This window comes from Streptococcus pseudopneumoniae (assembly GCF_001072375.1).
Taxonomy (GTDB): Bacteria; Bacillota; Bacilli; order Lactobacillales; family Streptococcaceae; genus Streptococcus; species Streptococcus pseudopneumoniae_L.
The window spans coordinates 1-23,783 of sequence record NZ_JVKV01000045.1 but is presented as its reverse complement, the minus strand read 5'-3'; the positions used below and the strand labels follow the sequence as shown (position 1 = coordinate 23,783).

At 36.5% G+C, this 23,783-nt stretch carries 24 protein-coding genes and 1 tRNA gene; 6 read left to right on the top strand and 19 right to left on the bottom strand.

Annotation, left to right across the window (positions count from 1 at the left end; translation table 11 throughout):
* Positions 1-194 (top strand): hypothetical protein (locus tag ADH31_RS10160; RefSeq protein WP_204373478.1); only part of this gene is annotated, 194 nt, incomplete at its 5' end.
* A 19-nt stretch (positions 195-213) separates the two neighbouring features.
* On the opposite strand, the gene rpmA is transcribed toward ADH31_RS10160, so the two are convergent.
* The 4 genes from rpmA to ADH31_RS03690 all read right to left on the bottom strand — a co-directional run bounded on the left by rpmA (position 214) and on the right by ADH31_RS03690 (position 2,165).
* On the bottom strand, positions 214-507 hold the full coding sequence (rpmA, locus tag ADH31_RS03705) for a 50S ribosomal protein L27 (RefSeq protein ID WP_000916509.1): 294 nt from the start codon (positions 505-507) through the stop codon (positions 214-216).
* Between the two features lie 16 nt (positions 508-523).
* Positions 524-868, bottom strand: a complete 345-nt coding sequence (locus ADH31_RS03700; protein ID WP_000613695.1) for a ribosomal-processing cysteine protease Prp — start codon at positions 866-868, stop codon at positions 524-526.
* Positions 869-883: 15 nt separating this feature from the next.
* The gene (gene rplU / locus ADH31_RS03695) at positions 884-1,198 is read right to left on the bottom strand and encodes a 50S ribosomal protein L21 (protein ID WP_000109141.1); all 315 of its coding nucleotides are present in this window, start codon (positions 1,196-1,198) and stop codon (positions 884-886) included.
* 280 nt (positions 1,199-1,478) lie between these two features.
* Positions 1,479-2,165 carry a YoaK family protein gene (locus tag ADH31_RS03690; protein ID WP_049509061.1) on the bottom strand — a complete coding sequence of 229 codons (687 nt, stop codon included), beginning with the start codon at positions 2,163-2,165 and terminating at the stop codon, positions 1,479-1,481.
* A gap of 145 nt (positions 2,166-2,310) precedes the next feature.
* Between ADH31_RS03690 and ADH31_RS03685 the strand changes: the two genes are divergently transcribed.
* Together ADH31_RS03685 and ADH31_RS03680 are read left to right on the top strand one after the other, a co-directional pair.
* Positions 2,311-3,288, top strand: a complete 978-nt coding sequence (locus ADH31_RS03685) for a Gfo/Idh/MocA family protein (RefSeq protein WP_049509060.1) — start codon at positions 2,311-2,313, stop codon at positions 3,286-3,288.
* Positions 3,285-4,367: a DEAD/DEAH box helicase gene (locus ADH31_RS03680; RefSeq protein ID WP_049509059.1), complete on the top strand. Its 1,083-nt coding sequence runs from the start codon at positions 3,285-3,287 to the stop codon at positions 4,365-4,367. The genes ADH31_RS03685 and ADH31_RS03680 overlap by 4 nt, the downstream gene beginning before the upstream one ends.
* 117 nt (positions 4,368-4,484) lie before the next feature.
* On the opposite strand, the gene ADH31_RS03675 is transcribed toward ADH31_RS03680, so the two are convergent.
* Positions 4,485-4,862, bottom strand: a complete 378-nt coding sequence (locus ADH31_RS03675; RefSeq protein WP_152904327.1) for a DUF1934 domain-containing protein — start codon at positions 4,860-4,862, stop codon at positions 4,485-4,487.
* 71 nt (positions 4,863-4,933) lie between these two features.
* Between ADH31_RS03675 and ADH31_RS03670 the strand changes: the two genes are divergently transcribed.
* Positions 4,934-6,238 carry an HD domain-containing protein gene (locus ADH31_RS03670; protein WP_049509057.1) on the top strand — a complete coding sequence of 435 codons (1,305 nt, stop codon included), beginning with the start codon at positions 4,934-4,936 and terminating at the stop codon, positions 6,236-6,238.
* A gap of 12 nt (positions 6,239-6,250) precedes the next feature.
* Positions 6,251-7,057: a sugar-phosphatase gene (yidA, locus tag ADH31_RS03665; RefSeq protein ID WP_049509056.1), complete on the top strand. Its 807-nt coding sequence runs from the start codon at positions 6,251-6,253 to the stop codon at positions 7,055-7,057.
* Between the two features lie 351 nt (positions 7,058-7,408).
* Here the strand turns inward: yidA and ADH31_RS03660 are convergent, their stop codons facing one another.
* The 4 genes from ADH31_RS03660 to ADH31_RS03645 form a co-directional block, all read right to left on the bottom strand.
* The gene (locus tag ADH31_RS03660) at positions 7,409-8,122 is read right to left on the bottom strand and encodes an ABC transporter (RefSeq protein WP_193389767.1); all 714 of its coding nucleotides are present in this window, start codon (positions 8,120-8,122) and stop codon (positions 7,409-7,411) included.
* A gap of 5 nt (positions 8,123-8,127) precedes the next feature.
* Positions 8,128-8,799 (bottom strand): ABC transporter ATP-binding protein, encoded by a 672-nt coding sequence (locus ADH31_RS03655; RefSeq protein WP_049509055.1) that lies wholly within the window; start codon positions 8,797-8,799, stop codon positions 8,128-8,130.
* 166 nt (positions 8,800-8,965) lie between these two features.
* Entirely contained in the window at positions 8,966-10,273 is a 1,308-nt protein-coding gene (locus tag ADH31_RS03650) for a sensor histidine kinase (RefSeq protein ID WP_049509054.1), read from the bottom strand.
* A 9-nt stretch (positions 10,274-10,282) separates the two neighbouring features.
* Entirely contained in the window at positions 10,283-11,026 is a 744-nt protein-coding gene (locus ADH31_RS03645; protein WP_049509053.1) for a response regulator transcription factor, read from the bottom strand.
* Between the two features lie 113 nt (positions 11,027-11,139).
* Here ADH31_RS03645 and ADH31_RS03640 point away from each other — a divergent pair, with 113 nt between their 5' ends.
* Positions 11,140-11,499: a hypothetical protein gene (locus tag ADH31_RS03640; RefSeq protein WP_049509052.1), complete on the top strand. Its 360-nt coding sequence runs from the start codon at positions 11,140-11,142 to the stop codon at positions 11,497-11,499.
* Positions 11,500-11,620: 121 nt separating this feature from the next.
* Here the strand turns inward: ADH31_RS03640 and ADH31_RS03635 are convergent.
* The 10 genes from ADH31_RS03635 to ADH31_RS03590 form a co-directional block, all read right to left on the bottom strand.
* A tRNA-Arg gene (locus tag ADH31_RS03635) sits at positions 11,621-11,692 on the bottom strand.
* A gap of 42 nt (positions 11,693-11,734) precedes the next feature.
* Entirely contained in the window at positions 11,735-12,082 is a 348-nt protein-coding gene (rplS, locus tag ADH31_RS03630; RefSeq protein WP_001068669.1) for a 50S ribosomal protein L19, read from the bottom strand.
* A 378-nt stretch (positions 12,083-12,460) separates the two neighbouring features.
* Positions 12,461-13,828, bottom strand: coding sequence for an ISLre2 family transposase (locus tag ADH31_RS03625; protein WP_049509051.1), 1,368 nt, complete (start codon positions 13,826-13,828; stop codon positions 12,461-12,463).
* 247 nt (positions 13,829-14,075) lie between these two features.
* A complete protein-coding gene (locus tag ADH31_RS03620; RefSeq protein WP_049509050.1) occupies positions 14,076-14,300 on the bottom strand; it encodes a hypothetical protein in 225 nt (74 codons plus the stop codon).
* Positions 14,301-14,352: 52 nt separating this feature from the next.
* A complete protein-coding gene (locus tag ADH31_RS03615) occupies positions 14,353-15,159 on the bottom strand; it encodes a ParA family protein (RefSeq protein ID WP_033680408.1) in 807 nt (268 codons plus the stop codon).
* Positions 15,160-15,249: 90 nt separating this feature from the next.
* Positions 15,250-16,926, bottom strand: coding sequence for a helical hairpin domain-containing protein (locus ADH31_RS03610; protein WP_049509049.1), 1,677 nt, complete (start codon positions 16,924-16,926; stop codon positions 15,250-15,252).
* Complete coding sequence (locus ADH31_RS03605; protein WP_049509048.1) at positions 16,917-17,285, bottom strand: plasmid mobilization protein; 369 nt, start codon at positions 17,283-17,285, stop codon at positions 16,917-16,919. The genes ADH31_RS03610 and ADH31_RS03605 overlap by 10 nt, the downstream gene beginning before the upstream one ends.
* A gap of 220 nt (positions 17,286-17,505) precedes the next feature.
* A complete protein-coding gene (locus tag ADH31_RS03600) occupies positions 17,506-17,814 on the bottom strand; it encodes a hypothetical protein (RefSeq protein WP_049509047.1) in 309 nt (102 codons plus the stop codon).
* A 48-nt stretch (positions 17,815-17,862) separates the two neighbouring features.
* Positions 17,863-22,737: a PBECR4 domain-containing protein gene (locus ADH31_RS03595; protein ID WP_049509046.1), complete on the bottom strand. Its 4,875-nt coding sequence runs from the start codon at positions 22,735-22,737 to the stop codon at positions 17,863-17,865.
* A gap of 11 nt (positions 22,738-22,748) precedes the next feature.
* The coding region (locus ADH31_RS03590; RefSeq protein ID WP_049509045.1) for a hypothetical protein at positions 22,749-23,783 on the bottom strand (1,035 nt) is incomplete at its 5' end.

Genomic DNA, 23,783 nt, shown 5'->3' with positions numbered 1-23,783 from the left:
CGGCTAGTTTCCTAGTTTGCTCTTTGATTTTCATTGAGTATAAACCGATGATATTGTACAAAAATTTTACAAAAAAATCATTCTGGGTAGCAAAATGGGTAGCAAAACAAAAAATAGGCTCTCCGAAAACTCGGAAAGCCTTATTTAATGCTACTTCTAGCTTCCTCGCCTTTTCATTTCAAGGCTCGGGATAAAAAGGTTCACTGGACCTTTTTATTTCGCGATTGGGTAAACAGAAACTTGTTTTTTATCGCGACCTTTACGTTCAAAGCGTACTACGCCTTCAACTTTAGCGAATAAAGTATCGTCTCCACCACGTCCAACGTTTACACCTGGATAGATGTGTGTACCACGTTGACGGTAAAGGATTGATCCACCTGTTACAGTTTGTCCGTCAGCTGCTTTAGCTCCAAGACGTTTTGCTTGTGAATCGCGTCCGTTTGATGTAGAACCTCCACCTTTTTTGTGGGCGAAAAGTTGCAAGTTGTTAAGAGTCATTTTTAACATAATGTTTTCCTCCGTGTTAGTTTTCTGTGATAACTCTGGTTTGGACGAACTCTGAAGAGTCCTCCGATAAGGTTGCCATACCCAAGAAAAATGATTCAAAAAATAACTGCGTCATTTCTCTCTGGTGTGAAGGAAGGTCTCTAGGAATTTCAACCATCAGATAGCCACCTTCATCTTCGTTTAATTCTAAGATTGGTTCATAGCCTGCAAATTTCTCAATCGAATTGATAAAGTTAATGGCAAGCGTAGAAACCGATGCACACACGACATCAAAGCCGTATTCGCCACTCTCGGCGTGTCCAGTAATTTCCGCACTCCTCAGCTCGCCATCTTCGGCTCTCTCAAAGACTGCTTGTATCATGTGTTCTCCTTAAAATTAAGCGTTGATTGCGTTGATGACAACTTTTGTATATGGTTGACGGTGACCTTGTTTACGATGGCTACCTTTTTTAGGTTTGTACTTGTAAGTAACAACTTTCTTTTGTTTTCCTTGTTTTTCAACAGTTCCAACTACAGTAGCTCCAGCAACAAGTGGAGTTCCGACAACAGTGTTTTCACCACCAACAAGAACAACTTCGTTAAAAGTAACTTCTTGACCAGCTTCAACGTTCAATTTTTCCACGTAGACTGCTTGACCAACTTCAACTTTAACTTGTTTTCCGCCAGTTTTGATAATTGCGTATGTGCTCATTATGCACCTCCTATGATTTTTGAGGGTTCCCCCCGTATTTTTGTGAAGACTCGCCTAGCATCGTGGGACGAACCACTTAAAAGAAGAGCTCTAAGTATAACAAAGAATAAACTAGGAATTGAGCCGAAGACATAACTTATGTTAGGCAAGGCGATAATGACGAAGTTTAAATTTGTTATACGACGAGCAACGATGTTCGTGCGGTTGCACAGGATTGTGCATAGTCAACTCTTCAAGTATAGCATGATTCCTAGTTTTTGACAAGTATTTATCATCGAATTTAAACTTTTTCTCCAACTTTTTTCCTCCAAGATGCAAAAAGCATACTTAGATAAAAAATACTCATCATGATTGGAATCCCTAAAATTGTTTTTTCTTTATAAGAAATACTCAGATAAGCTGATACAACAACTCCGAGAACAAAGCTAGATAGTAGGCTGACAAAGATAAGACCTTCTCGTAAAAAAGGAGTATGTTTTGTGCGAACATATTCCCCAAATGCTAACATGGTTCGTTTGATATTACCAGTCATAAAAGCATTGTTGTATGCGATTCCTGAAACTTCTCCGAATGCTGTTGTTACAAGTCCCATACAAAATGCTAACGGTGGTACTATGTATATATTATCAACCGTCAAGGGAACAAATCCTATAATCAAAGATAAAATTGCTAGTGGAATAAGGGATAGAATTGGTTTTCTTACAATCCGTAACTTTTCTTTATAGACTGTCAAGAGGAAAACACCTACCATAAAGGAAATCAAGGTCATTACCTTGACACTGGCATCTGAAACATTGTCTTGAATGAGACCAACGGAAAGGAAAACGACATTCCCCGTTTGACCTGCAACTAGAGTATTCCCACGTATGATAAAGGTATAGGCATCTACATAACCCGCACAAAAAGTCAAAAAAAGCGCCAATCTTTTTGAATGACGAGAAATTTTTCTCATAGGTAATAATCTCATACTACACTCCTATTTTTTCTGAATCTATTGTACCATTTTTTGATGAAAATTCGAAGTATCAAATAAAAGAATTGTCTCCCTTTGGCTAGTTTAGTGTATCTGTGATATAATGAAAGCAGTTATTACTTGTAAAAAAGGAGATTTCATGCTTAAACTTGGTATTATCGGTACTGGTGCGATCAGTCACTACTTTATAGAAGCTGCTCATGCTAGTCAGGAATTCCAGTTGGTCGCTGTTTATTCAAGAAAGCTTACGACTGCCCAGCAATTTGCTAGTTCCTATACAAATGTTAGTCTATTTGATAATTTAGAGAATTTCTTCCAATCTGAATTTGATGTTGTCTATATCGCAAGTCCCAATTCTCTGCATTATAGTCAGTCTAAAAAGGCCTTATCTGCTGGTAAACATGTTATCCTTGAAAAACCGGCTGTGACTCAACCCCAAGAATGGCAAGAGTTAATTCAAATAGCTCAGGAGCATCACCGTTTTATCTTTGAAGCAGCCCGTAACTATCATGAGGAAGCCTTCACAACTATTAAAAACTTTTTAGTAGATAAGGAGGTTTTAGGTGCAGACCTCAACTATGCCAAGTATTCTTCTAAGATGCCAGACCTTCTTTCTGGAAACACGCCAAATGTATTTTCAGACCGTTTTGCTGGTGGGGCTCTCATGGACTTAGGTATTTACCCAATCTATGCTGCGGTTCGCTTATTTGGAAAAGCACTCGATGCGACCTATCAAGCTCAACAACTTGACAACACTATTGATCTAAACGGAGATGGTATCTTATCTTATCCCGGTTATCAAGTCCATATCAAGGCTGGTAAAAATATTACTTCTAATCTGCCTTGTGAAATATACACAACAGATGGAACCTTGACGCTCAACACCATTGAACATGTTCGCTCAGCTATTTTTACAGATCATCAAGGTAATGAAACACATCTACCTATTCAGCAGGCACCTCATACCATGACTGAGGAGGTCGCTGCTTTTGCTAACATGATCAAGCAGCCAAACCTAGAACTTTACCAAGCTTGGTTGGATGATGCAACACACGTCCATAAGCTACTCTACACCATGCGCCAGACTGCTGGCATTAGATTTGAGGCAGAAAAATGAAAACCAAACTACCTAAAGAATGGCAAGAGCTAACCGAACAACTCGGTTTCCAAGAATTCACACCCATTCAAACTCAGCTTTTTGATCCGATTTTAGACGGTCAAACCCTCCTTGGAGTCAGTCCAACAGGAACAGGAAAAACGTTAGCTTATCTCCTACCAACTCTTCTTCGTCTCCAAAAGAAAAAAGCGCAACAACTATTGATTTTAGCACCAAATACTGAACTGGCTGGTCAGATTTTTGAGGTAACTAAAACCTGGGGTGAAGCCATTGGCTTAACTGCTCAGCTCTTCCTGTCAGGTTCGAGTCAAAAACGCCAAATTGAACGACTAAAAAAAGGACCAGAAATTTTAATCGGAACTCCCGGTCGTATCTTCGAACTGATCAAATTGAAGAAAATCAAGATGATGAATGTGGATACTATCATACTTGATGAGTTTGACCAGTTGCTAGATGATTCTCAAATCCACTTTGTAGAAAAGATTACTCACTACGCACCTCGCGACCACCAACTCATCTATATGAGTGCCACTACCAAGTTTGACCAAGATAAGATTGCGCCTAACACGCGCACCATCGACCTCTCTGATCAAAAGTTGGACAACATCCAACACTTCTACATGCAAGTGGACCAACGACACAGAGTTGATATGCTTAGAAAACTGGCACATGTCGAGGATTTCCGTGGCCTAGTCTTCTTTAACAGCTTGTCAGACCTTGGAAGTGCAGAAGAGAAATTACAGTATCGCGATGTTTTAGCTGTTTCACTAGCTAGCGATGTCAACGTTAAGTTCAGAAAAGTTATTCTCGAAAAATTCAAAGACAAGCAACTAACACTGCTTCTTGCAACAGACCTTCTAGCTCGTGGTATCGACATTGATAGCTTGGAATGCGTGGTTAACTTTGACGTTCCTAGAGATATGGAAACTTACACTCACCGCGCTGGCCGTACTGGACGTATGGGCAAAGAGGGCTATGTAATCACGCTTGTAACACATCCCGAAGACATCAAAAAGCTGAAGAAATTTGCAAGTGTACGTGAAATTGTCTTGAAAAATCAAGAACTGTATATCAAATAGAGGCTGGGACAAAAATCCCAACCTCATTTTTTATTAGCAAAAAAACTTTGACCTGCTAGATGATTTGGAACTAGGAAATCGAAACTTTGTCTATCGATTTCTCCTCCACCGGCTTTCTTACCCCCAGGTAATTTCTAAGCGGTAGTTAGCAAATGGATTTCCTTCTTTGTTTTGTAGTTGATAGGCTAGTTCAATCTTTTGTTGTTCAACGTGATAATGGCTTGTTTGGATGATAAACTCCTGTATCCCCATTGGTGTAGGAATATAGGCTAAACTATCAACTTCCTTCAAAAAACGCATATTGGTTTTCGGATTAGAAAAACGGGTCATCACCAGCTCTTGACCATGAAATTTAATCACTACTTTTTCTTTTTCCTCATTATAGAAAAGCAGATAGCGATAATCTCCCTTCTCATGCACTTCAACGTCATAAAGCTGGTCGATCACTTCCAACTGCTCATCAAACTGAATCGTATTTCGCATCCGAATCTTCACATCAGGTCCTCTTTCTTCTCTCTTGTCCTACTATTTTACCAAAAACTCTAGCTTTTTGCTATAATGGTCATATGAACGAAAAAGTATTCCGTGACCCAGTTCACAACTACATCCATGTCAATAATCAGATCATCTATGACTTAATCAATACAAAAGAATTTCAACGCTTGCGTCGTATCAAGCAACTCGGAACATCAAGCTATACCTTTCATGGTGGAGAACATAGTCGTTTCTCTCACTGTCTAGGTGTTTACGAGATTGCACGACGCATCACCGAGATTTTTGAGGAAAAGTATCCTAAAGAATGGGATCCTTCGGAGTCCCTCCTAACCATGACTGCAGCCCTCCTTCATGACCTAGGACATGGTGCCTATTCGCATACTTTTGAAAATCTCTTTGATACTGATCATGAGGCGATTACGCAGGAAATTATCCAAAGCCCCGAAACAGAGATTCACCAGGTTCTTTTACAGGTAGCCCCAGATTTCCCTGAAAAGGTAGCTAGCGTTATAGACCACACTTATCCAAATAAGCAGGTGGTCCAGCTGATTTCGAGTCAAATCGATGCAGATCGCATGGACTATCTCTTACGTGACTCCTATTTTACAGGGGCTTCTTATGGGGAATTTGACCTAACACGTATCTTACGAGTTATTCGCCCTATCGAGAACGGAATTGCCTTTCAACGAAACGGGATGCATGCCATCGAAGACTATGTTCTTAGTCGCTATCAAATGTATATGCAGGTTTATTTCCATCCTGCCACACGTGCTATGGAAGTCCTTCTGCAGAATCTTTTGAAACGTGCTAAAGAACTTTATCCAGATAACAAAGAATTCTTTGCTCGAACTTCTCCTCATCTACTTCCATTTTTCGAAAAAAATGTTAGCTTAGCTGACTATCTGTCTTTGGATGACGGAGTTATGAATACCTATTTTCAACTATGGATGACCAGTTCTGACAAGATACTAGCAGACCTGTCACAACGCTTTGTCAATCGCAAGGTCTTTAAATCCATTACCTTTTCACAAGAAGATCAAGAACAGCTTGCATCTATGAGAAAATTAGTAGAAGACATCGGCTTTGATCCCGACTACTACACAGCTATTCATAAGAACTTTGACCTTCCTTATGATATCTATCGCCCTGAATCTGAAAATCCACGAACGCAGATTGAGATTATACAAAAAAATGGAGAACTAGCAGAACTCTCTAGCCTGTCTCCTATCGTTCAATCCCTTGCTGGCAGTCGCCACGGAGATAATCGTTTCTATTTCCCAAAAGAAATGTTGGACCAAAACAGCATCTTCGCAAGCATTACCCAGAAATTTTTACACTTGATTGAGAACGATCATTTTACCCCTGATAAAAACTAGAAGAGGAAATTTATGAGTATTAAACTAATCGCCGTCGATATTGACGGAACCCTTGTCAACAGTAAGAAGGAAATCACTCCTGAAGTATTTGCCGCTATTCAAGATGCCAAAAAAGCTGGTGTCAAAGTTATGATTGCAACTGGACGTCCTATCGCAGGAGTTGCCAAACTTCTAGATGACTTGAAATTAAGAGATGAAGGTGACTATGTAGTGACCTTCAACGGTGCCCTTGTCCAAGAAACTGCTACAGGGCATGAGATTATCAGCGAATCCTTGACTTTTGAGGATTATCTAGATATGGAATTCCTCAGCCGCAAACTCGGCGTCCATATGCACGCTATTACCAAGGATGGCATCTACACAGCCAATCGCAATATCGGAAAATACACTGTACATGAATCAACCCTCGTCAGCATGCCGATTTTTTACCGTACACCTGAAGAAATGGCTGACAAGGAAATCGTCAAATGTATGTTTATCGATGAGCCTGAAATTCTGGATGCCGCTATTGAAAAGATGCCTGCAGAATTTTATGAGCGCTACTCCATCAACAAATCTGCTCCTTTCTACCTTGAGCTCCTTAAAAAGAATGTAGACAAGGGTTCAGCTATTACTCACTTGGCTGAGAAACTAGGATTGACCAAAGATGAAACCATGGCTATCGGAGACGAAGAAAATGACCGTGCCATGCTTGAAGTCGTAGGTAACCCAGTTGTTATGGAAAACGGAAACCCAGAACTCAAAAAAATCGCCAAATACATCACTAAATCAAATGATGAATCTGGCGTTGCTCATGCTATTCGAACTTGGGTGTTGTAGAAAGAATAGACAGAATAGACAAAAACCGCTCTGCTGAGCGGTTTTTACTATGTTAGAACTCAATTTCCAGTATTGGTTGTAAAGTTACTTAAATTTTGAGAGTAGAAAAACTGTATTTGATGGGAGAATTAACACTACTATAAATCAAAGACATTTTCATGATCCATTTTATTCCATAGTCATTGACCAAAATATAATTTTTGGTCAAAATTTGGTCATGATTTGGTCAAAAAGACAAAAAATACTAAATTATTTTTAAAAATGAATGTAAAATATGGGCAATCTTCTTTATTAGATTGCTCAAAAAAGCAAAAGAGCCGGTAACATTCTTTAATTACTGGCTCTTTCATTTTATTTTACAGTAGCTAACTTCACTTTAGGGACAAGGAAGTATAGTGGAATGACATTCAAGATAAATACTCCAATGAAGAGTGCTACATCTTTGACATCAATATTCGTTGAAGTAGTTAAAGCATTCACGATATTGGTGTAATAGTATCCTGGGAAAATCATTTGAGCTTTACTAATAAATTCCATGAATCCTCCTTCGGCACCAAGAGATGCAAATGGAATAATTGTCATAGAAGCTAAAATAATTACTGGAAAGCTAACCGTATCAATAATTTTCTCATCGAGTCTAACTCCAATTACAAAACCAATAATACTAAAATAAATCCCCATAACGCTTAGCAAGAAAAATTGAACGACTAATTGACTATTTAGCGGAAGGCTAAAAAAGATAACGCCAACCGCTAATACCACAACAAAAATTAAGGTGTTTAGCACCAATTGTAAGAGAGTTTGGTCAAGTAAATAATTTTTTACGGTATATTTAGAAAACTTTGATTCGAATGAGTAAAAATCAATATTTGATGAAATTCGTTTGCTAAAGGTAGCGAGACTATTCCCGATAATCCCAATAAATACGGCAATACCAAGCATTATATTTGGTGTGATTCCTTGTTGAATATTGTATAGAAACACATACCATATAACTGGAATAAATATTGTAAATAATAAAAATCTTTTATTGTCAAGGACTTGTTTTAATTGAATGAGTTTCATAATCATTATCCCTCCATTTTCACTTGTTCTCTATAGAACTGTTCGATTGTTTGGCCATTACGGTGAATATCTTCTACACTTTCCTGTGCAGCAATACGGCCATCTTTTAAAATCAGTACTCTCGTAAAGAAATGATCAATTTGGTTAAAGTCGTGAGTAACGACCACCGACGTAAACTTTTGCTCTTCTAAAAGATGCCAGAAATTATCAACAGACTCTAAATCCATTCCGGTAGTTGGTTCATCAAGAAAGATTAGTCGAGGTTCATTTAAAATTGTTAATAATAATGAGAGACGTCTCTTTTGTCCGCCGGAAAGCCCCATAACATATTGATTCTTAAACCCCTCCAATTCAACCATTTTCAGTAATGCCTCGATATCGATATCTTCTAATTGATTCATATAGCACTTGAGCAATACTAAATCTCCCACTTTCAAATCATCAATCAAAATATCTCCTTGTGGCATCATGCCGATTTCTGTTTGAAAATCAAGGGTTGTTTCGATACGCCCTGCATTTGCTTGCAGTTGACAGGCTATAATCTTTAGTAGTGTACTTTTTCCTGCCCCATTATTCCCAAGTAAGGCAACTTTATCTCCCTCTTCTATCGTGAAGGAAACACCTTTTAAAACCTCTTTATTTTTAAATGACTTCTTGATTTCTGATACTTTAAACATATAAGCCTCCAGGCGTTTGTATTATTTATGGATTTAGTTTACTATATCTGCTTCCACAGAAAATCAAATTATCAAAAACGGTCACTGAAATGTCACGAACGGTATTTTTATCATGAAAGCACAAAAAAACTAAATAGCAATCACTATTTAGTTTAGATAAATTCATTTATTGAATAAAAGTAATTGTTTGAGAAAATTGGTAGTTTGCACTTTTAGTGCTGATTGAACACTTTGGATAACGATCCATGATTTGTTGTAAATTATAGAGTCCAAGACCTCGATCTTCACCTTTTGTGGATATACCGCATTCAAACAAATGACTCACATCCACCTTCTCAGCTTCGATCGTATTTTCAACCACCAAAATCAATGCCATCTCACTCTTAATGAATGCAACGGAAAGTTTAGTGTGTTTAACATTCTGACTAGCTTCAATCGCATTATCACAAAGAATGGATAAAATCGTTATGAAATCTAAAATTTCTATTTGGAAATCATCTATCGGTTCTTCCACCTCAACGGTTATATCTATTCCTTTATTTTGCGCCTCTAATAACTTCGCAGACAATACACTTTTAACAGCATCATTCTTAATATTGCTTAGTCGTGCGATATCAAATTTTCTATCGTAAAATGACTTTCCACTCTCTTTCAGAACATCCTCATAAATACGTTGAATTGCATGCAAGTCTTGATTTTCAATCCCTAGTTTCAAACTCGTTAAAATATTGAGATAGTCATGTCTAAAACTGCGAATTTCACTGTAAAGAGATTCCACATGATGACTATAATTCGATAATTCTTTTAACTGGCGGTCCTTCTGCGCTACAATTTCTTGTTCGAGTTTTTCTTTCGAACTTGCATTGACATATAAGAGCATAATGAAAAATAAAATAATATATAGATTATTAAGCTGTCCTCTCCACATATCTGCATCTGACAATTGATTTCTTAATACAACAAACAAAGAAACCAATATGATATAGAGTATCATCGATAGATTAATAATCAGTAAAATCGTATTAAAATATTGACGTTTAAATCCTTCTTTTAAATCTTTAAAGTCAATTTTTAACGAATGAATAATCAGTAGATAGGCTGGGAAAATGAGCAATTCAATCAGAATATCATATCCGCTAATCGTCGCTTCATTAAACACTGTAATTCCTAACATCGGAAGCACATTATAACCTAGCATACGTCCAAATAGACTTTCCACAATAACTGGATACAATCCATAAAACAGATTCATCATTCGACTCTGACCTTTATTAATATAAAAGCAATAGGCAATATACATAATAAAAGATCCAAAATAAGCGATCGGTGGCACTACAATAAAGAGACCAACGAAGGCCGCTGGTATTATCAAGAACCATTTCCGTTTTATCGGCAATTCACTAATCTGTTTAAAAATCAACATCTGTGCCAGTATTTTTAAATAAACATTCGCTACATTTAAAAATAATTCCATAAAATCATCCTAACAATTTAGTGTCTTTACTTTTTCAAGCAGTCCTTTATATTTCATACGGGAAATCAAGCAACTATCATTATTTTCAAATAAAGCAATCTTTTCTTCTTTATCGATTTTCACAATATTAGCAGGATTTACCACAAAAGACCTGTGACAACGATATAAGCGAGGGTCTGCTTTTTCTATTTCTGCAATACTCGCGTAGAACTCTAATCGTTCATCCTTGGTATGTAAAATCACCTTATGTATCGTTGGCGAAGTCTCAAAATACAGAATATTGTTGAAAGGTACTTGAACATGAGCCATCGCAGTCTCGAAAGTAAAAGCATCTTCAGAAACTGTTGTTCCAGCTTTTTCAATCGTATATTCGATAGCGGAACAAATACGTTCTACAAACTCTTCTTCAGAGAGCGTTTTATCAATAAAATCAAGTGCGGCTACCTTGTACTTGAAGGTAATTGGCATAAACTCTGAATGAGTCGTGACAAACACGATTGTCGCATTCGGGTCTTTCTTTCGAATTTCTTTTGCGATATCCAGGCCTTTCTTTTCTTCCCCTTTAATTTCAATGTCTAAGAAGAATAATTGATGTGAACCTCTTTCAGTGATTGCTTCCACTAATTGATGAGGTTTGCCAAAAATCTTCGGAGGTTTACATTGTAATGATTTTTGAGCAATCAGTTCCTGAATCACATTCTCGATACGAGATTGCTGCAATAACTCATCTTCTAATACGAAAATACTTAACATTAACTTTCCTCCTTTAGGATAGATGCCGAATATGACAGATTTCTATCCTTTTATGACATTTTCAAAATGAATACTTTCACTCCATGTACAATAAATTCGATTGGAGGAAAGATATGATTCAATGGATACAATATTATTGGTTACTTCTGGTTCTGAAAAAATATATCAGACAACATAAACTACCTGTAACCATTCATTCTACATTCCCAATGATACAACTTTACACCAAAAGGAATTGGTTTTATTTTATCACAATTACTGCTCCTTGTAAGTTGTCAACCACGGTAACCCGAATTCGACGACAGCATCTTCATGCAAGAATCATTCTGCTTGCTCCCAACGTTAACTACTCTGAAATCTTCAAAGCTCATCTAGAACTTTTTGGAATTGTGGATACAAAGCAATCACTATTTATGGTGATGGATGAATTGAACGAGTATTTGGAGTATTTATTTCAACCTAAAATTGATTAAATTCTTGAAAAAATTCAGGAGTATCTAAACACTTTTCTAAAGACTTTTCACTTTTTTGGGTATTAAAAAATTGAGAAACATTGATATATCAACATTTCTCAACTTTAAAAGCAACAAAAAATGCCCCCTGCCGGAATCGAACCAGCAACTACTCCTTAGGAGGGAGTTGTTATATCCATTGAACTAAGGGAGCTAGAGAAAAACTCTGCCGAATGAGCAGAGTTTTTTGGTCGAATTAACGACGGATTTCTTTGATACGAGCTGCTTTACCTTGAAGAGCACGCAAGTAGTACAATTTCGCACGACGTACTTTACCGTAACGAACAACTTCGATCTTTTCAACACGTGGAGTGTGAATTGGGAAGATACGTTCAACACCTACACCGTTAGAGATTTTACGAACTGTGTAGTTTTCTGAGATGCCAGCACCTTTACGTGCAATAACAACACCTTCAAAAATCTGGATACGTTCACGGTTACCTTCGACAACTTTCGCGTGTACACGAACAGTGTCACCAGGACGGAATGATGGGATATCAGTACGAAGTTGACCTTCTGTCAAGCTTTGGATTAATGGATTCATTTTATTCTCCTATCTTTGTCAATCTTGAGGAAACTTCCTCAGCGGATAAACTGTATTTTTGTGCGTCCATTACACACAAGATACAGTTTACCAAATTTCCTAGAAAAAGTAAAGAAATTTACAGTAAAAGTTTGTGTCTATTCTTTTGAGGTAGTAAAAAAATACATCAAAAACGGAAATATCAAAATAAGACTAAACAATTTACTTGCTCAGTCTTGACATCTACTAAAATTTCTGATAGTATTAATCTTACTGATAAACAAGCACCAATTGTTTATCTTTATGAGAGGTACGTTGCTGCGTGCCTCTTTTTTATTGATAAGATTATTATACAATATTTGTCGCTATAAGTCAATAGTTTACTGATTTAATGGCATCTTATCTATTAATTTTTTTTCCTGCAAAACGTTGTTTATCTCTCTGTTTTCGGCCTTTCCAAGAAGCATTTACAATTGTTCCTAAACTCCTTGGAGCTTGATCAATTTTTTTTCGTACTTTTGCACCACTCATTCCCTCTGAGTGGTATTTTTCATATTCATTTCTCCAATTACCAAAAAATAAATCTCGGAGTTCTTGGTTGTAAGACAACAAAATAAGATGGGACATAGCATCTGCATGGTTTAATGACCAATACATCCCCCTATTTTTCATCCGATAACTGATTTTACGATGCTGACTTTCCATAATTCCTAGACTTGCTGTATCAAGCATCCTCTGTTCAGGTGGTTGCGTATATTTAAAATTTCCAAGTATTCTATTTTTAAAAATTGTAAAATTATCAATCTTCTTTTCATTCTGATTAAGTAACACTAATGACTCTAGAGTATCAATAGCTGTTTTCAACTTCTTCTTACAATGACTATCTATAGCTTTCATAAATTGATCTAGTAGCTCTACTGAATACGGTTTGACCAACTTTTTTATTTCTTTGTTTAGATGATATCGATCCCAAAAATGTTGATGATGCTTAATTCCTAGATCATTCGATATCTCTTTAAAAAGATGTGGAGTATATCCATGACCCATATCTGAATTTGTCACAAGTATAGTATCTGACGTAATTTTAAAATGATTATAAATATAATCTACTACTCTTTTCCTTGCCATTCGATTATTGGGAGACACAATTTCCACCTTATTTTTTAAAATTTTCCTCTTTCCATACTCCTCCGTTCCGGTATGAATAACAAAATGAGATAATTCTTTATTCTGTTGTTCTTTTCCTCTTCCACTGACCTTTATCCATACACCATCTCCTTCAAGATAAATGACAGGTGCCTCAATTTTCTTGACAACTACTTCATCACTATAGTAACGATAATCTTCTTTTTCATTTAACAACTGACTTGCTAGTTTAATTGCTTTTAACACTGTGTCTTTAGTAATATAAACCTGGTACATCAGTTCAATAACTTCCACAACTTTTCGATATGGTAACATTGTAGCTAGTTTAGTGATCTGATACAGCAATTCTTTGGAATAGGCAATACGTTTCTCCAGACCTAACTTTTCATCTACTGGAATTCTACATTTCCCATTCTTATACCAGCGCCTTCTTGAAAAAGTTACCTGACCAAACGTAAATGTAACGGTTCTCTCAGCATAGTTTACAAATTTGTAACCTCTAGCTCTCATTGTGGGAGCAATATAGTTGTCATAGTCACTTACAAATTTATGAAATCCTTGTAGATTTTTCTCTTTAAATTTCTCTACAAATTCTCTCTCATCAATAATTTTTGTATCCAAAATAAAAACACTCCCAACTAAAATCATAATAAAAAAGTATAAAGATTTTAGTTCGAGAGTTCAAATGTTTTTTGTCAGCAAAGATAAAAGCCTGGTATTAAACCAGACTTTAGGTAGTTAACTGTAGTATCATCTCATAGCTAATATGACTCATTTAGCAACAAAAGCAATGAGTTAAAATAATTGTAGAATATATTTGTAATTATATTTATATTTATAGTTATATTTGTATTTATAAATATAACTATTATTGTAAACTTTCCAACCACCTATCAAGATAATCTGATGCAGACTTTGCTCCGGCTGCTTTAGCAATCTCATCTAATTTTTTCCGATTGCTTGGTTTCAAAGTAAACTGAAATTGCTTTTTGCGTTCAAAACTTTCAAAGTTGGCTACCTCTGAAATCTGCTCAGGTTGGTGAGTTGCTTCGATAATCTGCGAAATCTCTTTTTCTTTTGGTGTGAATGCCATAACAATCTCCTTCTAATTATATTTATAATTGTATTTGTGTTTATAAATATAATTATATTGTATCATAAATTTTTGAAAAAGTCTGCTCCAGCTCAGTGAAAAACTTTTTGTGTTTTTGATAAAGCTCAGGATTCTCCTCCATATCTGCAATAGAGATCTTATCAATCGTTGAATGATTGAATAACTCTTTTGCTGGTACAATTCCTAGAAGGTTATCTGTTCCTTTTTCTTTAGCTTCAAGTCCCAGGGCTTCCAGTAATTCTCTTGATGATCCATAGTTTGGTCGAATCATATTTGCTAAGAAATATAACTCAGCAGTAATGTATGATTCTCTTGTACGATAGTCAATCACATCCTTTCTGAATGCTTCTAACCGAGTTGATAGATTGAATTTGGCATTATAACCAAACTCTGAAGGAGTCAAGGGACTAATAATAGCATGACTGACTGCAACAGCATTTTTAGTAGCTGTCGCAAAGTCCGGTCTACAATCAATCAAGATATAGTCAAACTGATCCAACTTCTTCTTTTCGTAGTTATCCTCTAGCCAAAGATAAAGTAGCATATTTTTCTTATCGCTGTTCTCCAAATCTCGTTCTACAGTGTCAAGTTGAACCGATCCTGGAATTAGACTGATATTTTCCTTGACTTGCTTAATATCCACATCACCTCCTTTGAAGGCATTCGCAATTGTATTCTTGCTTTCGTAAATATTGTAGCACTGAGTCAAATTACACTGATGGTCTAAATCTATAAAGAGAACTTTATGACCTTTCTTAGCCAACCATTCCCCATAATTAAAAGTTAAAGTCGTTTTCCCAACACCGCCTTTAATAGCGGCAAATGTGATAATCTTCATTCTATTTCTCCATCCCTTTTTCTATATTTCTATTATACCATTATAATTATATTTGTCAATATGTTTATAATTATATTTATAATTATTTTTTTACAATGAAGTTTCTCTTTCCTTACGTTGCTCCACATTTTTCTCAATGTCTTGATGTAACTTATAATCTTTTGTAATTGCTTCTACTCGCTGATACAAAGCCTGGCGCTCAAAGGTCGCTTCTTTAATAAGTTTATCAATCTCAGTTTTTCGAGTAGTAGGATCTACTCTCAAATCTTTCAAAATGGAAATAGCTAGTTTCACTTCTTGAGGATTGTTTGATTCCAGTGCAAGAAATGCAGACTGAATTTTATTAAGATCACCCAAGCGTTGATCTAATTTATCAAGCAAGTTATTTACTTCTTCTAGTTCCTCTTCAAAACGATTTAGCAATTCATCAAATTGCTGTCCTTCTGTCACTCCATGAGCGGATAGATAATTATATTCACGAACAAGCTGATCCAAAGTTGAGATTTTAGGATTTTTTCGGATAATCATTTCTCCATTATCATACGATAGCTGGTAAGCGACTGTTTCTCCCTTCATGTAACGATTCTTATCAGCGTGTTTGGGATTAACAAAATAGTAGAAGTCATTTTTTCTGATAAAAATTTCATAAGAGCCATCTTCTGCTTTTTCAATCTGATGAGCTGGAATAAGAATTGTTCCCTTATTTCTAATCCCAAATTCCATTTCAAGATAGATCCCATTTTTTGTTTCTTCCATCACCTGCCATTCTTCAACTGTGATTCTCATTTCAAAATCATCTTCTCGTTCCGCAACCATTTTTTCATATTCAGATTTAATTTCATTGACAGAGAAGGTCACCTCGTTACCAACTAGTCTCTCAGAAATTTTCTCCAAAGAATAATTTCCTTTTTTGGATAAAGTACGATCCCGAACATTTCTTGTTTGTTCTTGGTCAGTCAGACGATATTTTATTTCCTTCCCTGAAGTATCAACAACAAGATCTAAAGCTTTGGCCTTAGATTTAAAATCTTCTAATGAGGTCGAATGTTTTAAAAGAAAATCCAAACGAGATTTGATCTCATAGCGAAAAGAATTTTTTTTGCGATAGGCATGATACGATTTTCGATTAGTCCATAATTTATCTTTGAGGATTTTAGCTCCAGCTAAATCCGCATACTTGTTTGAAATATTGAATAAGCTTCTAGCAGTATTTTTCTGCCAACGAAATTTTTTTAAGGTAACAGAGTTAGTTGAATTGAAGATAATGTGATTATGAATGTGTCCCTTATCCATGTGAGTCGCTATGACAAATTCATGTTGTCCACCAGTTAATTCTAAAATTGTTTTACGGCCAATCTCATGAATTTCTTGCGGAGTCAAATCATCTTCAGGAGAAAATGATTGAATGATATGATGAGCTAAAACTCGATTCGGATTTTGAATATCATTTAATTCTTTTGTCCCTGATCGTTGAGCCGCATTCTTTTTTGTCAAAAGAAATTCTTCTGTGGCTGTGCTGGCATCTGTAATTCCATAAGTAGATACCAGTTGCTTGACTACTCGGCCGTCCTTAACTATTGCTGGAAATTCTAGTTGCTCATCTTGTTCTAAGAAACTCGTTTTAGATGGATTCTCAATATAGCGTAAAGCATTATTTAAACTTTTTGTATCAGTCAGTTCGACCGTCTTTGCTTCATCCTCAATATATTTTGTAGCTCGTCCTAAAGAAGCCACTCCTTTTATCTGAAGAACTTTTGTTACAACCATCGCTCTTGTTCCTTTGTTTGGTTTTCCTGTCTTTTGATAAATTGATTGACGGTATCTTTCAAATATTTCTGCAATTCAAGAATCTGACTCAATTCATTTAGACTGGCCTGATCATCTTCATTCACCTTTTTTGCGACCTGGTTAATATTGACCCCTATCCGATTTATTTCCTTACGCAATTCTTTCAATTCTTCAAAATTTAAGATTTTGACCTCACCCATAATCAACATGATTCGAGCAAAGGCATTAAAATTTGTCATTCCAGATTCTGCAACCTTTGTTGAAATAAATCGTGCCTCTTCTTCCGTCAATCGAATTTTCTTCTGAATCATTCGTTTTCGTTTTTCTCTATTGTTCAAAAAAAAATCTCCCTTCCTCTGACTTTTTCGCTTGAGGGCCTAGGGCCCCTTTTCTTCTGGCAAGATTAGCACTTGGGTCCCCAAATGCTGTTTTTAAAAAGGTCAAAGATAGTCAGAGTGAAACACCTGACTATTCTTGACTTTTTAAATTTTTGGGGAAATCCCCAATCCCCTAATCCCTGCAAGCAGGAATTTATTTATTTCGAGGAGAAAAGTTTGATTAAACTTTTAAAGTTTCCAAGAGAAAATCCATCCCATCAAGCAACTTCATTTTTAAGATTTCATCTCTAAGTGCCTCAAATCTTTCGTCACTCATTTCCTCGATTTCTTTCAATGCAACTGGATACATTTCTGCTTCTTCTAGTTCATAGCTTGTTTTAATTCGCATATCCCTACGAAGAATGTAGAGACATTCCTTACGTGAAATATGCTGGTTGACTTCATTCACTTTTGGCGAATCTGTAGCCTCATCCTCAAAAAATATCTCCATCAAAATATCAAAAGTTTCTTGCTTTAGATTTTCAATCATCTTCTGTTTCTCCTTTTTTGTTTTTCTTTCTGCGGGTTATCGCCTCCATTATTGATGGCTGCTCAGGGACTTTTTTTCTTCCACCTGCTTTACAGCCTCCGCCTTTTGACTACCTAACTTCTCAGATTTTTCTTTTGCTTGTCGAAGTTTATCTGCAAATTTATCTTTCTTTACGCTTTTATTTTTCACCAGTTCTAACTTTGCATCCATTCGATCAATCAAACTTTTTGCTTCTTTCTGAACAATCTGCAGTTGTTCTACCATATCTTCAAAGCCATTTTTATCCTTCGCCCAGATGGCTAAATATCCAAAACTGTAACTACTAGTATCAAAACCAAAATGATTAGCTACGACATAGGCTACACTTTCAGCTTGTAATTCTTGCTTACGATATTGGTCGTCCCCATATTGTGCATTAGTTCCTCTGTGTAAATCTGAGTGAGCCATTTCATGAAAAATTGTTTTTAGAATATGTTCTTGCCCCTTTAATCCTTTTGAAATGACTATTCGATTTTCATTTGGAGAGTAATAACCATTTGCGCCCTCTCTTTTAATTTCTTCAAAACTGATAGAAACCTGATTATCCATCGAAACTGCTTTAGCTGCTCGATATAAATCTTCATAATCTTTGACAGAACCAGTCAATTCATTAATTGCTTTTGGCAATTCTTTTCCTTCTGTTTGAGAAACATCAAAGACATTCCCTAACTTAAATCGAGTAACTGTGACTTCCTTCTCTTCCATCTCATTCTCAGATGGAGAAAAACTCAACTCATTTTGATTAGCAGAAATTTTAGTTTTCACTTGATACGGAACCCAAATTTTCAGAGCCTTAGAACCCTTTTTAACTGTTCTTTCAAAATCCGTTTTCCATTTATTAAAACTTGCAACTTGGGAAACATTAGGATTCTGCATCTTCAGAAAATGAATATTGTTAAGTGAGTAGTTATGAAACTTACTCATCGTATCCAAGAACGATCTAAACTGTTCTGAGTCCAAATAGTTCTTCATTCCCTCTTTCAAATGCTCAGCCAAAGCTTTTGTATCTTTATTTGAAACCAACTGGGAAATAGTTTGTTCTGATTTTTTAGTAGCAACTGCTTCGGTAATAATAGCTCCTGCAGCCACTTCAGCATCTGTCCTTCTTTCTCGATCTTCCTGCTTTTTATGAAGGTTAGAAGCAGCATTGTATGGATCTGTCCCTTGCAACATCTCATCAGAATTGGAAATACCATCACCATCCAAATCACGATCTCTCTCATCTTTTCGGTTATACTGATAAATTTTTTCGTATGGATTATCTGGTGTATTTTGCAAATTCTTGACTTGTGTTTGTTCAAATTCATCCCGAATGTTTTCGATGGTTTGTTCAACTTTTTCTGATAAATCTTTAATTTCTTTTTGCCATTTTTCTACAAGAGCTACTTGTTCCATTGGAGAATCCTTAACTCCCAACTTCTCAAACCAAGCAGATAAATTTTCTACCTCAACACTATCCATTCCATCAAAAGAAATAAATCCTAGACGACTATCATGACTACTATCCGAAAAACCAATCGGGCTGTTTTCTAACACTCCATAAGGTACTTGGGATAAAAGTTGATCGGCATAAGGAGTATCTTCCAAAGCGTAACTGAACTGAGAAATATCTAGTTCACTCGCTAATCTCTCCAGATGATACTGATTAAATAATGTCCCATCTATCTTCATCAGCTCTGGATGCTCTCGCATTTCTCGTGTTCCAAGTCTTTCTTTGTGAGCGATGGGGTTAATCTCCTCACCGATATTGTAACGGATGCTATCTTGAATCAGTTCACCATCAGGAGCGTAAATACTAAACTGGATCTTAGTTGGAGAGTTGTAGGCTTCTGGGTGACCACCAGTAACTTGTTTTAGCCCTTCTTGATGCAACGAATAGAAGTTCTGATTGGCCTTATATAGCTCCCTAGCAAAGTCTTGATACGAAATCAGCTCTGTTTCTTTAAAGGGCAATCTAGGCCCATCTGGGTGCTCCTCAGCCCATTGAAGGCGTACATGGTAGTTTTCCTTATAGATATGATCTTGTTTCCATTCTTTATAAAAATCTGAATTTGTATCTAGGAGATGATCTTCTCCAGCTGCAGCAATAATCTGATCAAATTTATCATCGCACTGTTTCGCATAGTCAAGATACTGATTCCAGGCTTGATGAAATTCTTTTGGAGTTTTTGAGATGTCAGCTGGCACACCTAAGTTATAGACAGTATCTAAGACTTGAGTAAAGGTAGCTGAATCAAGTAGGGGGCTATTCAGTGTGTTCTCTGGCGTTGTTTGTTCAATTTCTTTAGAAACTTCTTCAAACTGCTTATTCTTCAAAACTGACAGCATTTCTGCACCTTTGTCTTTAATATATTCTTCATTGACTGAAAGTTGCTCGATGTGACCATCTCTTTCTCTATAAACACCGAGAATGATCTTTTCATCCAACAATTTAACATTAGTTGCAAGCTCTCCCTTGAGTTTCATAAGAGAGGCTGGAATTTTTTCATCTCCAATATCTTTAAACAGTAGTAAGAAATCTTCATCTTTTGCTTTAATAGCTTCACTCATATTGAGATTGTGAAGCTTTTCAACACTGCTCAAATCATCTAAAACAAAAGAATGTGGATCTAAAATATCACGGAACATAGGAAGAACCTGTAATTTATCCTTAATTGCATTACTAATCAACATACCGTCATAATGCCCCTGACCATTTGCAATATCATCTAGGAAATTTGCTGCTCCCTTTCCCTCTTCAAAAGGTCTGATCCCTGAAAGATGGATAAAATTATCCTTTTGAAAAGTCACCTGAAGCACATTCTCCTCTCCATGATCCGCATAAACAAAGCTGATTTTACTGTCAGCCAGTTCATTTAAATACCAGGACGCTGTACTTTGGATAGACGGCGCATATTGATTTAATCGTCTTAAATCCGCTGGTGTAATCGGATGATAATTCGCTATTCTCCGTTGCACTTTATCATAATTTGTGCTAAACTGTAGGTAAGGATAGGATGATGTCGGGTGACTGGTAACAGTTTGCTCAAAGGTACTTGTTTCAAGTACAGGTGAGGTACTGCCTTCAGCTTTAGGCTGTAAAGAACCCGTGCCACCACTGGTCCTGTCATTCATTTGCTCCTGAGAGTTCTCAGGAGCTTTTTCTGTGCTCTGATTTTTTTCCTGCGCTTCATTAGTATCTCCAACAGAATCGGAAGGCTTTTCAAAGATTACCGTTTTATCTCCATCAATGACCATCTGTTTTTTAGGTTCTACTGAGAAGCTAATATTATGCCAGTTCTTCTTCAGCCATTCCGCATCTTCTGGAGATAAATTGCTAGTATCTATGTTCAATTCAGAACTCTGATCATCTTCTAGGACTACTTCATCTTGCTTTTTTTGTTTGGACAATAACTTGTTTACCAGCTTTTCTTCCTCCTCCGTATGAGGGAGATATTTAGCTGATTGTTCAAATTTTCCTTCTTTTGTCAGTTCTAAAGCTACTAGACGTAGCCCTTTCACAAAGTAGATATTTGGATGTTTAGCCCATTGTTTGACCTCTCCAGAATCAATTATATCCTGTGTTTCAGGTTGAATAACGAATCCGTCATCTTTTTTAGGACTACTTGATACATCCTCTGCTTCATACTTAGTCCCATTCTCATACAATTCTGACATAGTATTTTCTCTCCCTCTCTCTTGATTAATAATTGTTTGATATTCTTGACGGACTTCTTCCCTTGTCAATTGCCTATCTGACACAAAAGCTTTTACATCATCTGCAGTTAGCTCTTGCGCTTTTGCAAGAGCTAGTTCCTTCTCAAAAAAGCCCTGATAATGCCAGGACTTTTCATCTGCTGTGTAAACGTGCGCCAGCTCCTTAGGAGCTTCATTCCCCCTCTTCAGGAAATCATTCCAATCTTCCTTTTCCTGGTTAAGCTGAACGATAGGCGGAATTGCAATCTGTACTGGAATCCCCTTTTCCTGCAATCGAGTGATAAAACTATAACCAGCTGCATCATTATCTACAGCTAAGGTAATCATATCCTGATGCTGACCATCTTTAAAATAATTCGTTGTTCTAACGACAGTTTCTAGTGCTTTTCCAACATTCTGATCCACTTGATAGGATTTACCGTTCATCTCGGCATATAATTCCATAAATCTTCGACTAATGATACCATCTTTGATTCCATCCATAGCTACTAAGCGGACATCCTGAAGAGTATCCTTATGAAGCTCATAGTAACTCATTAGATCGATTGGAGCTTCCGCAAATACCAAACGTTTAGGAGTACCAATATCAATTGAAAATCCTAGTTGTCCGTCTGAATTTCTCATAATTTGTTTTAAGCGCCCACGTTCTGGATAATGCACTCGATTCTCTACTATTCCCTGGAGACTAGCGCCAGCTAAAAAGCCCGTGTTGTCTTTATATTTAAAGACAATCACAGGCTCGAAATAGTCTCCTTTTTTTCGGGTTGCCTCCGCTATACTCCCCTGGCTAATAAAGAAATTAATCGTATCATCTGAAAGGCCTCTCTGTGCCTTTAAATAACTTCTAGAGGCGCTGAAATCCTGATTCTCATATCTTTCCAAATTATAGTAAAATGGCTCTTTTGGAGCCATCTGAGCTTCTGAATTAACTTGCTTAAATTCTCCAGTTTCCAAAAAATGCATCGCTTCTTTGTAAGAAACTCCTTTTATGGATTGTACTAACTGAATGACATCTCCAAATTCAGTTCTTGAATTCCAGTGAAATTCATTTTTTCTTGCATCGATCACAAATGAATCGTGCTCTGTCCAGGTATAACTATGGCTTCCTGTACGCTTTAACTCTATGCCTAGTTGCTCTGCAACAGAAATAATAGATAATCTTTTGGCTTCTTCTTTACTTAATGCCATCTGTTACCTCCCTACAATGAAAATTCTAGCCCTTCTTTTTCTGTGACTATATCTTGTGTCTGTTCTCTCTCAAGTTCTTCTGCTTCTACAAAACGGTTTAAATCAGGAAAATAGAGTTGAGCTTGTTTTAGCTTATCATGAACTAACAGACTTTCATCGATATGATAGACTGCTTCCTGATGGCCATTAAATCCTTTCTCTAGATCAATATCATCAAAGCGGATAATAGCCAACTCTGTTAAACTTCCCTTATACCAAGCTCCAATCTCACTTTCAAGATAGAACTGAACAGATTCTCTATCTTCCGTCTTTGTATCCCGTAAATAAGCTAGTTCCCAGCTTTCACCCTGAGAATATCCAGTAACTTCTTGAACGATTAACTCCTGATTGTTCATACTTAAAATCTGATTAATATCGTCTAAACGGGGAGCTAAAATTTCCTGAGCTAGAGAGACTGCTTCTGTACGATAATCGAAAAATTCGTATTCTTTCCTATCTTCAACATAGTTCCTAACGAAATCTGAATAATGAGGGAAGTGTTCTTGAAAGCTAGGTGAAATCATCCCATAAATATAGGCTTGTCTTAATGTTTCAAACCGTGCTATTTGGTAGTATGAAGGGTCTAGCCTAGCTTCTTGATTCAACATTTCCTTAATACTTTCTGGAAGTTGTATTGGTTCCGAATCTGGCCAAGTTCTCTTAGAATAGTTGATTACTTCTTCGTAGAGAATAGTATCAATCTCCGTATTCTTCATTTCAAGCAAAGCATCCACAATTTGAGCTGCTTCTGAAAGATTGGAACGATAATCAGTAATCAAGCCATCTTTACGAACCTCCCACTCCTCAACCTGAGCATTTTCTGGAGTTCGTAGTAACAATACCTCCTCAGCTTCTAGATCAACTCCAATGACCTGATCGCCATTTGGTAGCTGATCCATCTCCAATTCCTGGATCTTAGCATCTAATTTATCATTAACCTGAAGCAAGTCTTGCTTCAAGTGAAATAATTCTTCTGCATTGGCCTTCAATTCCTCAAAGTACTCTCT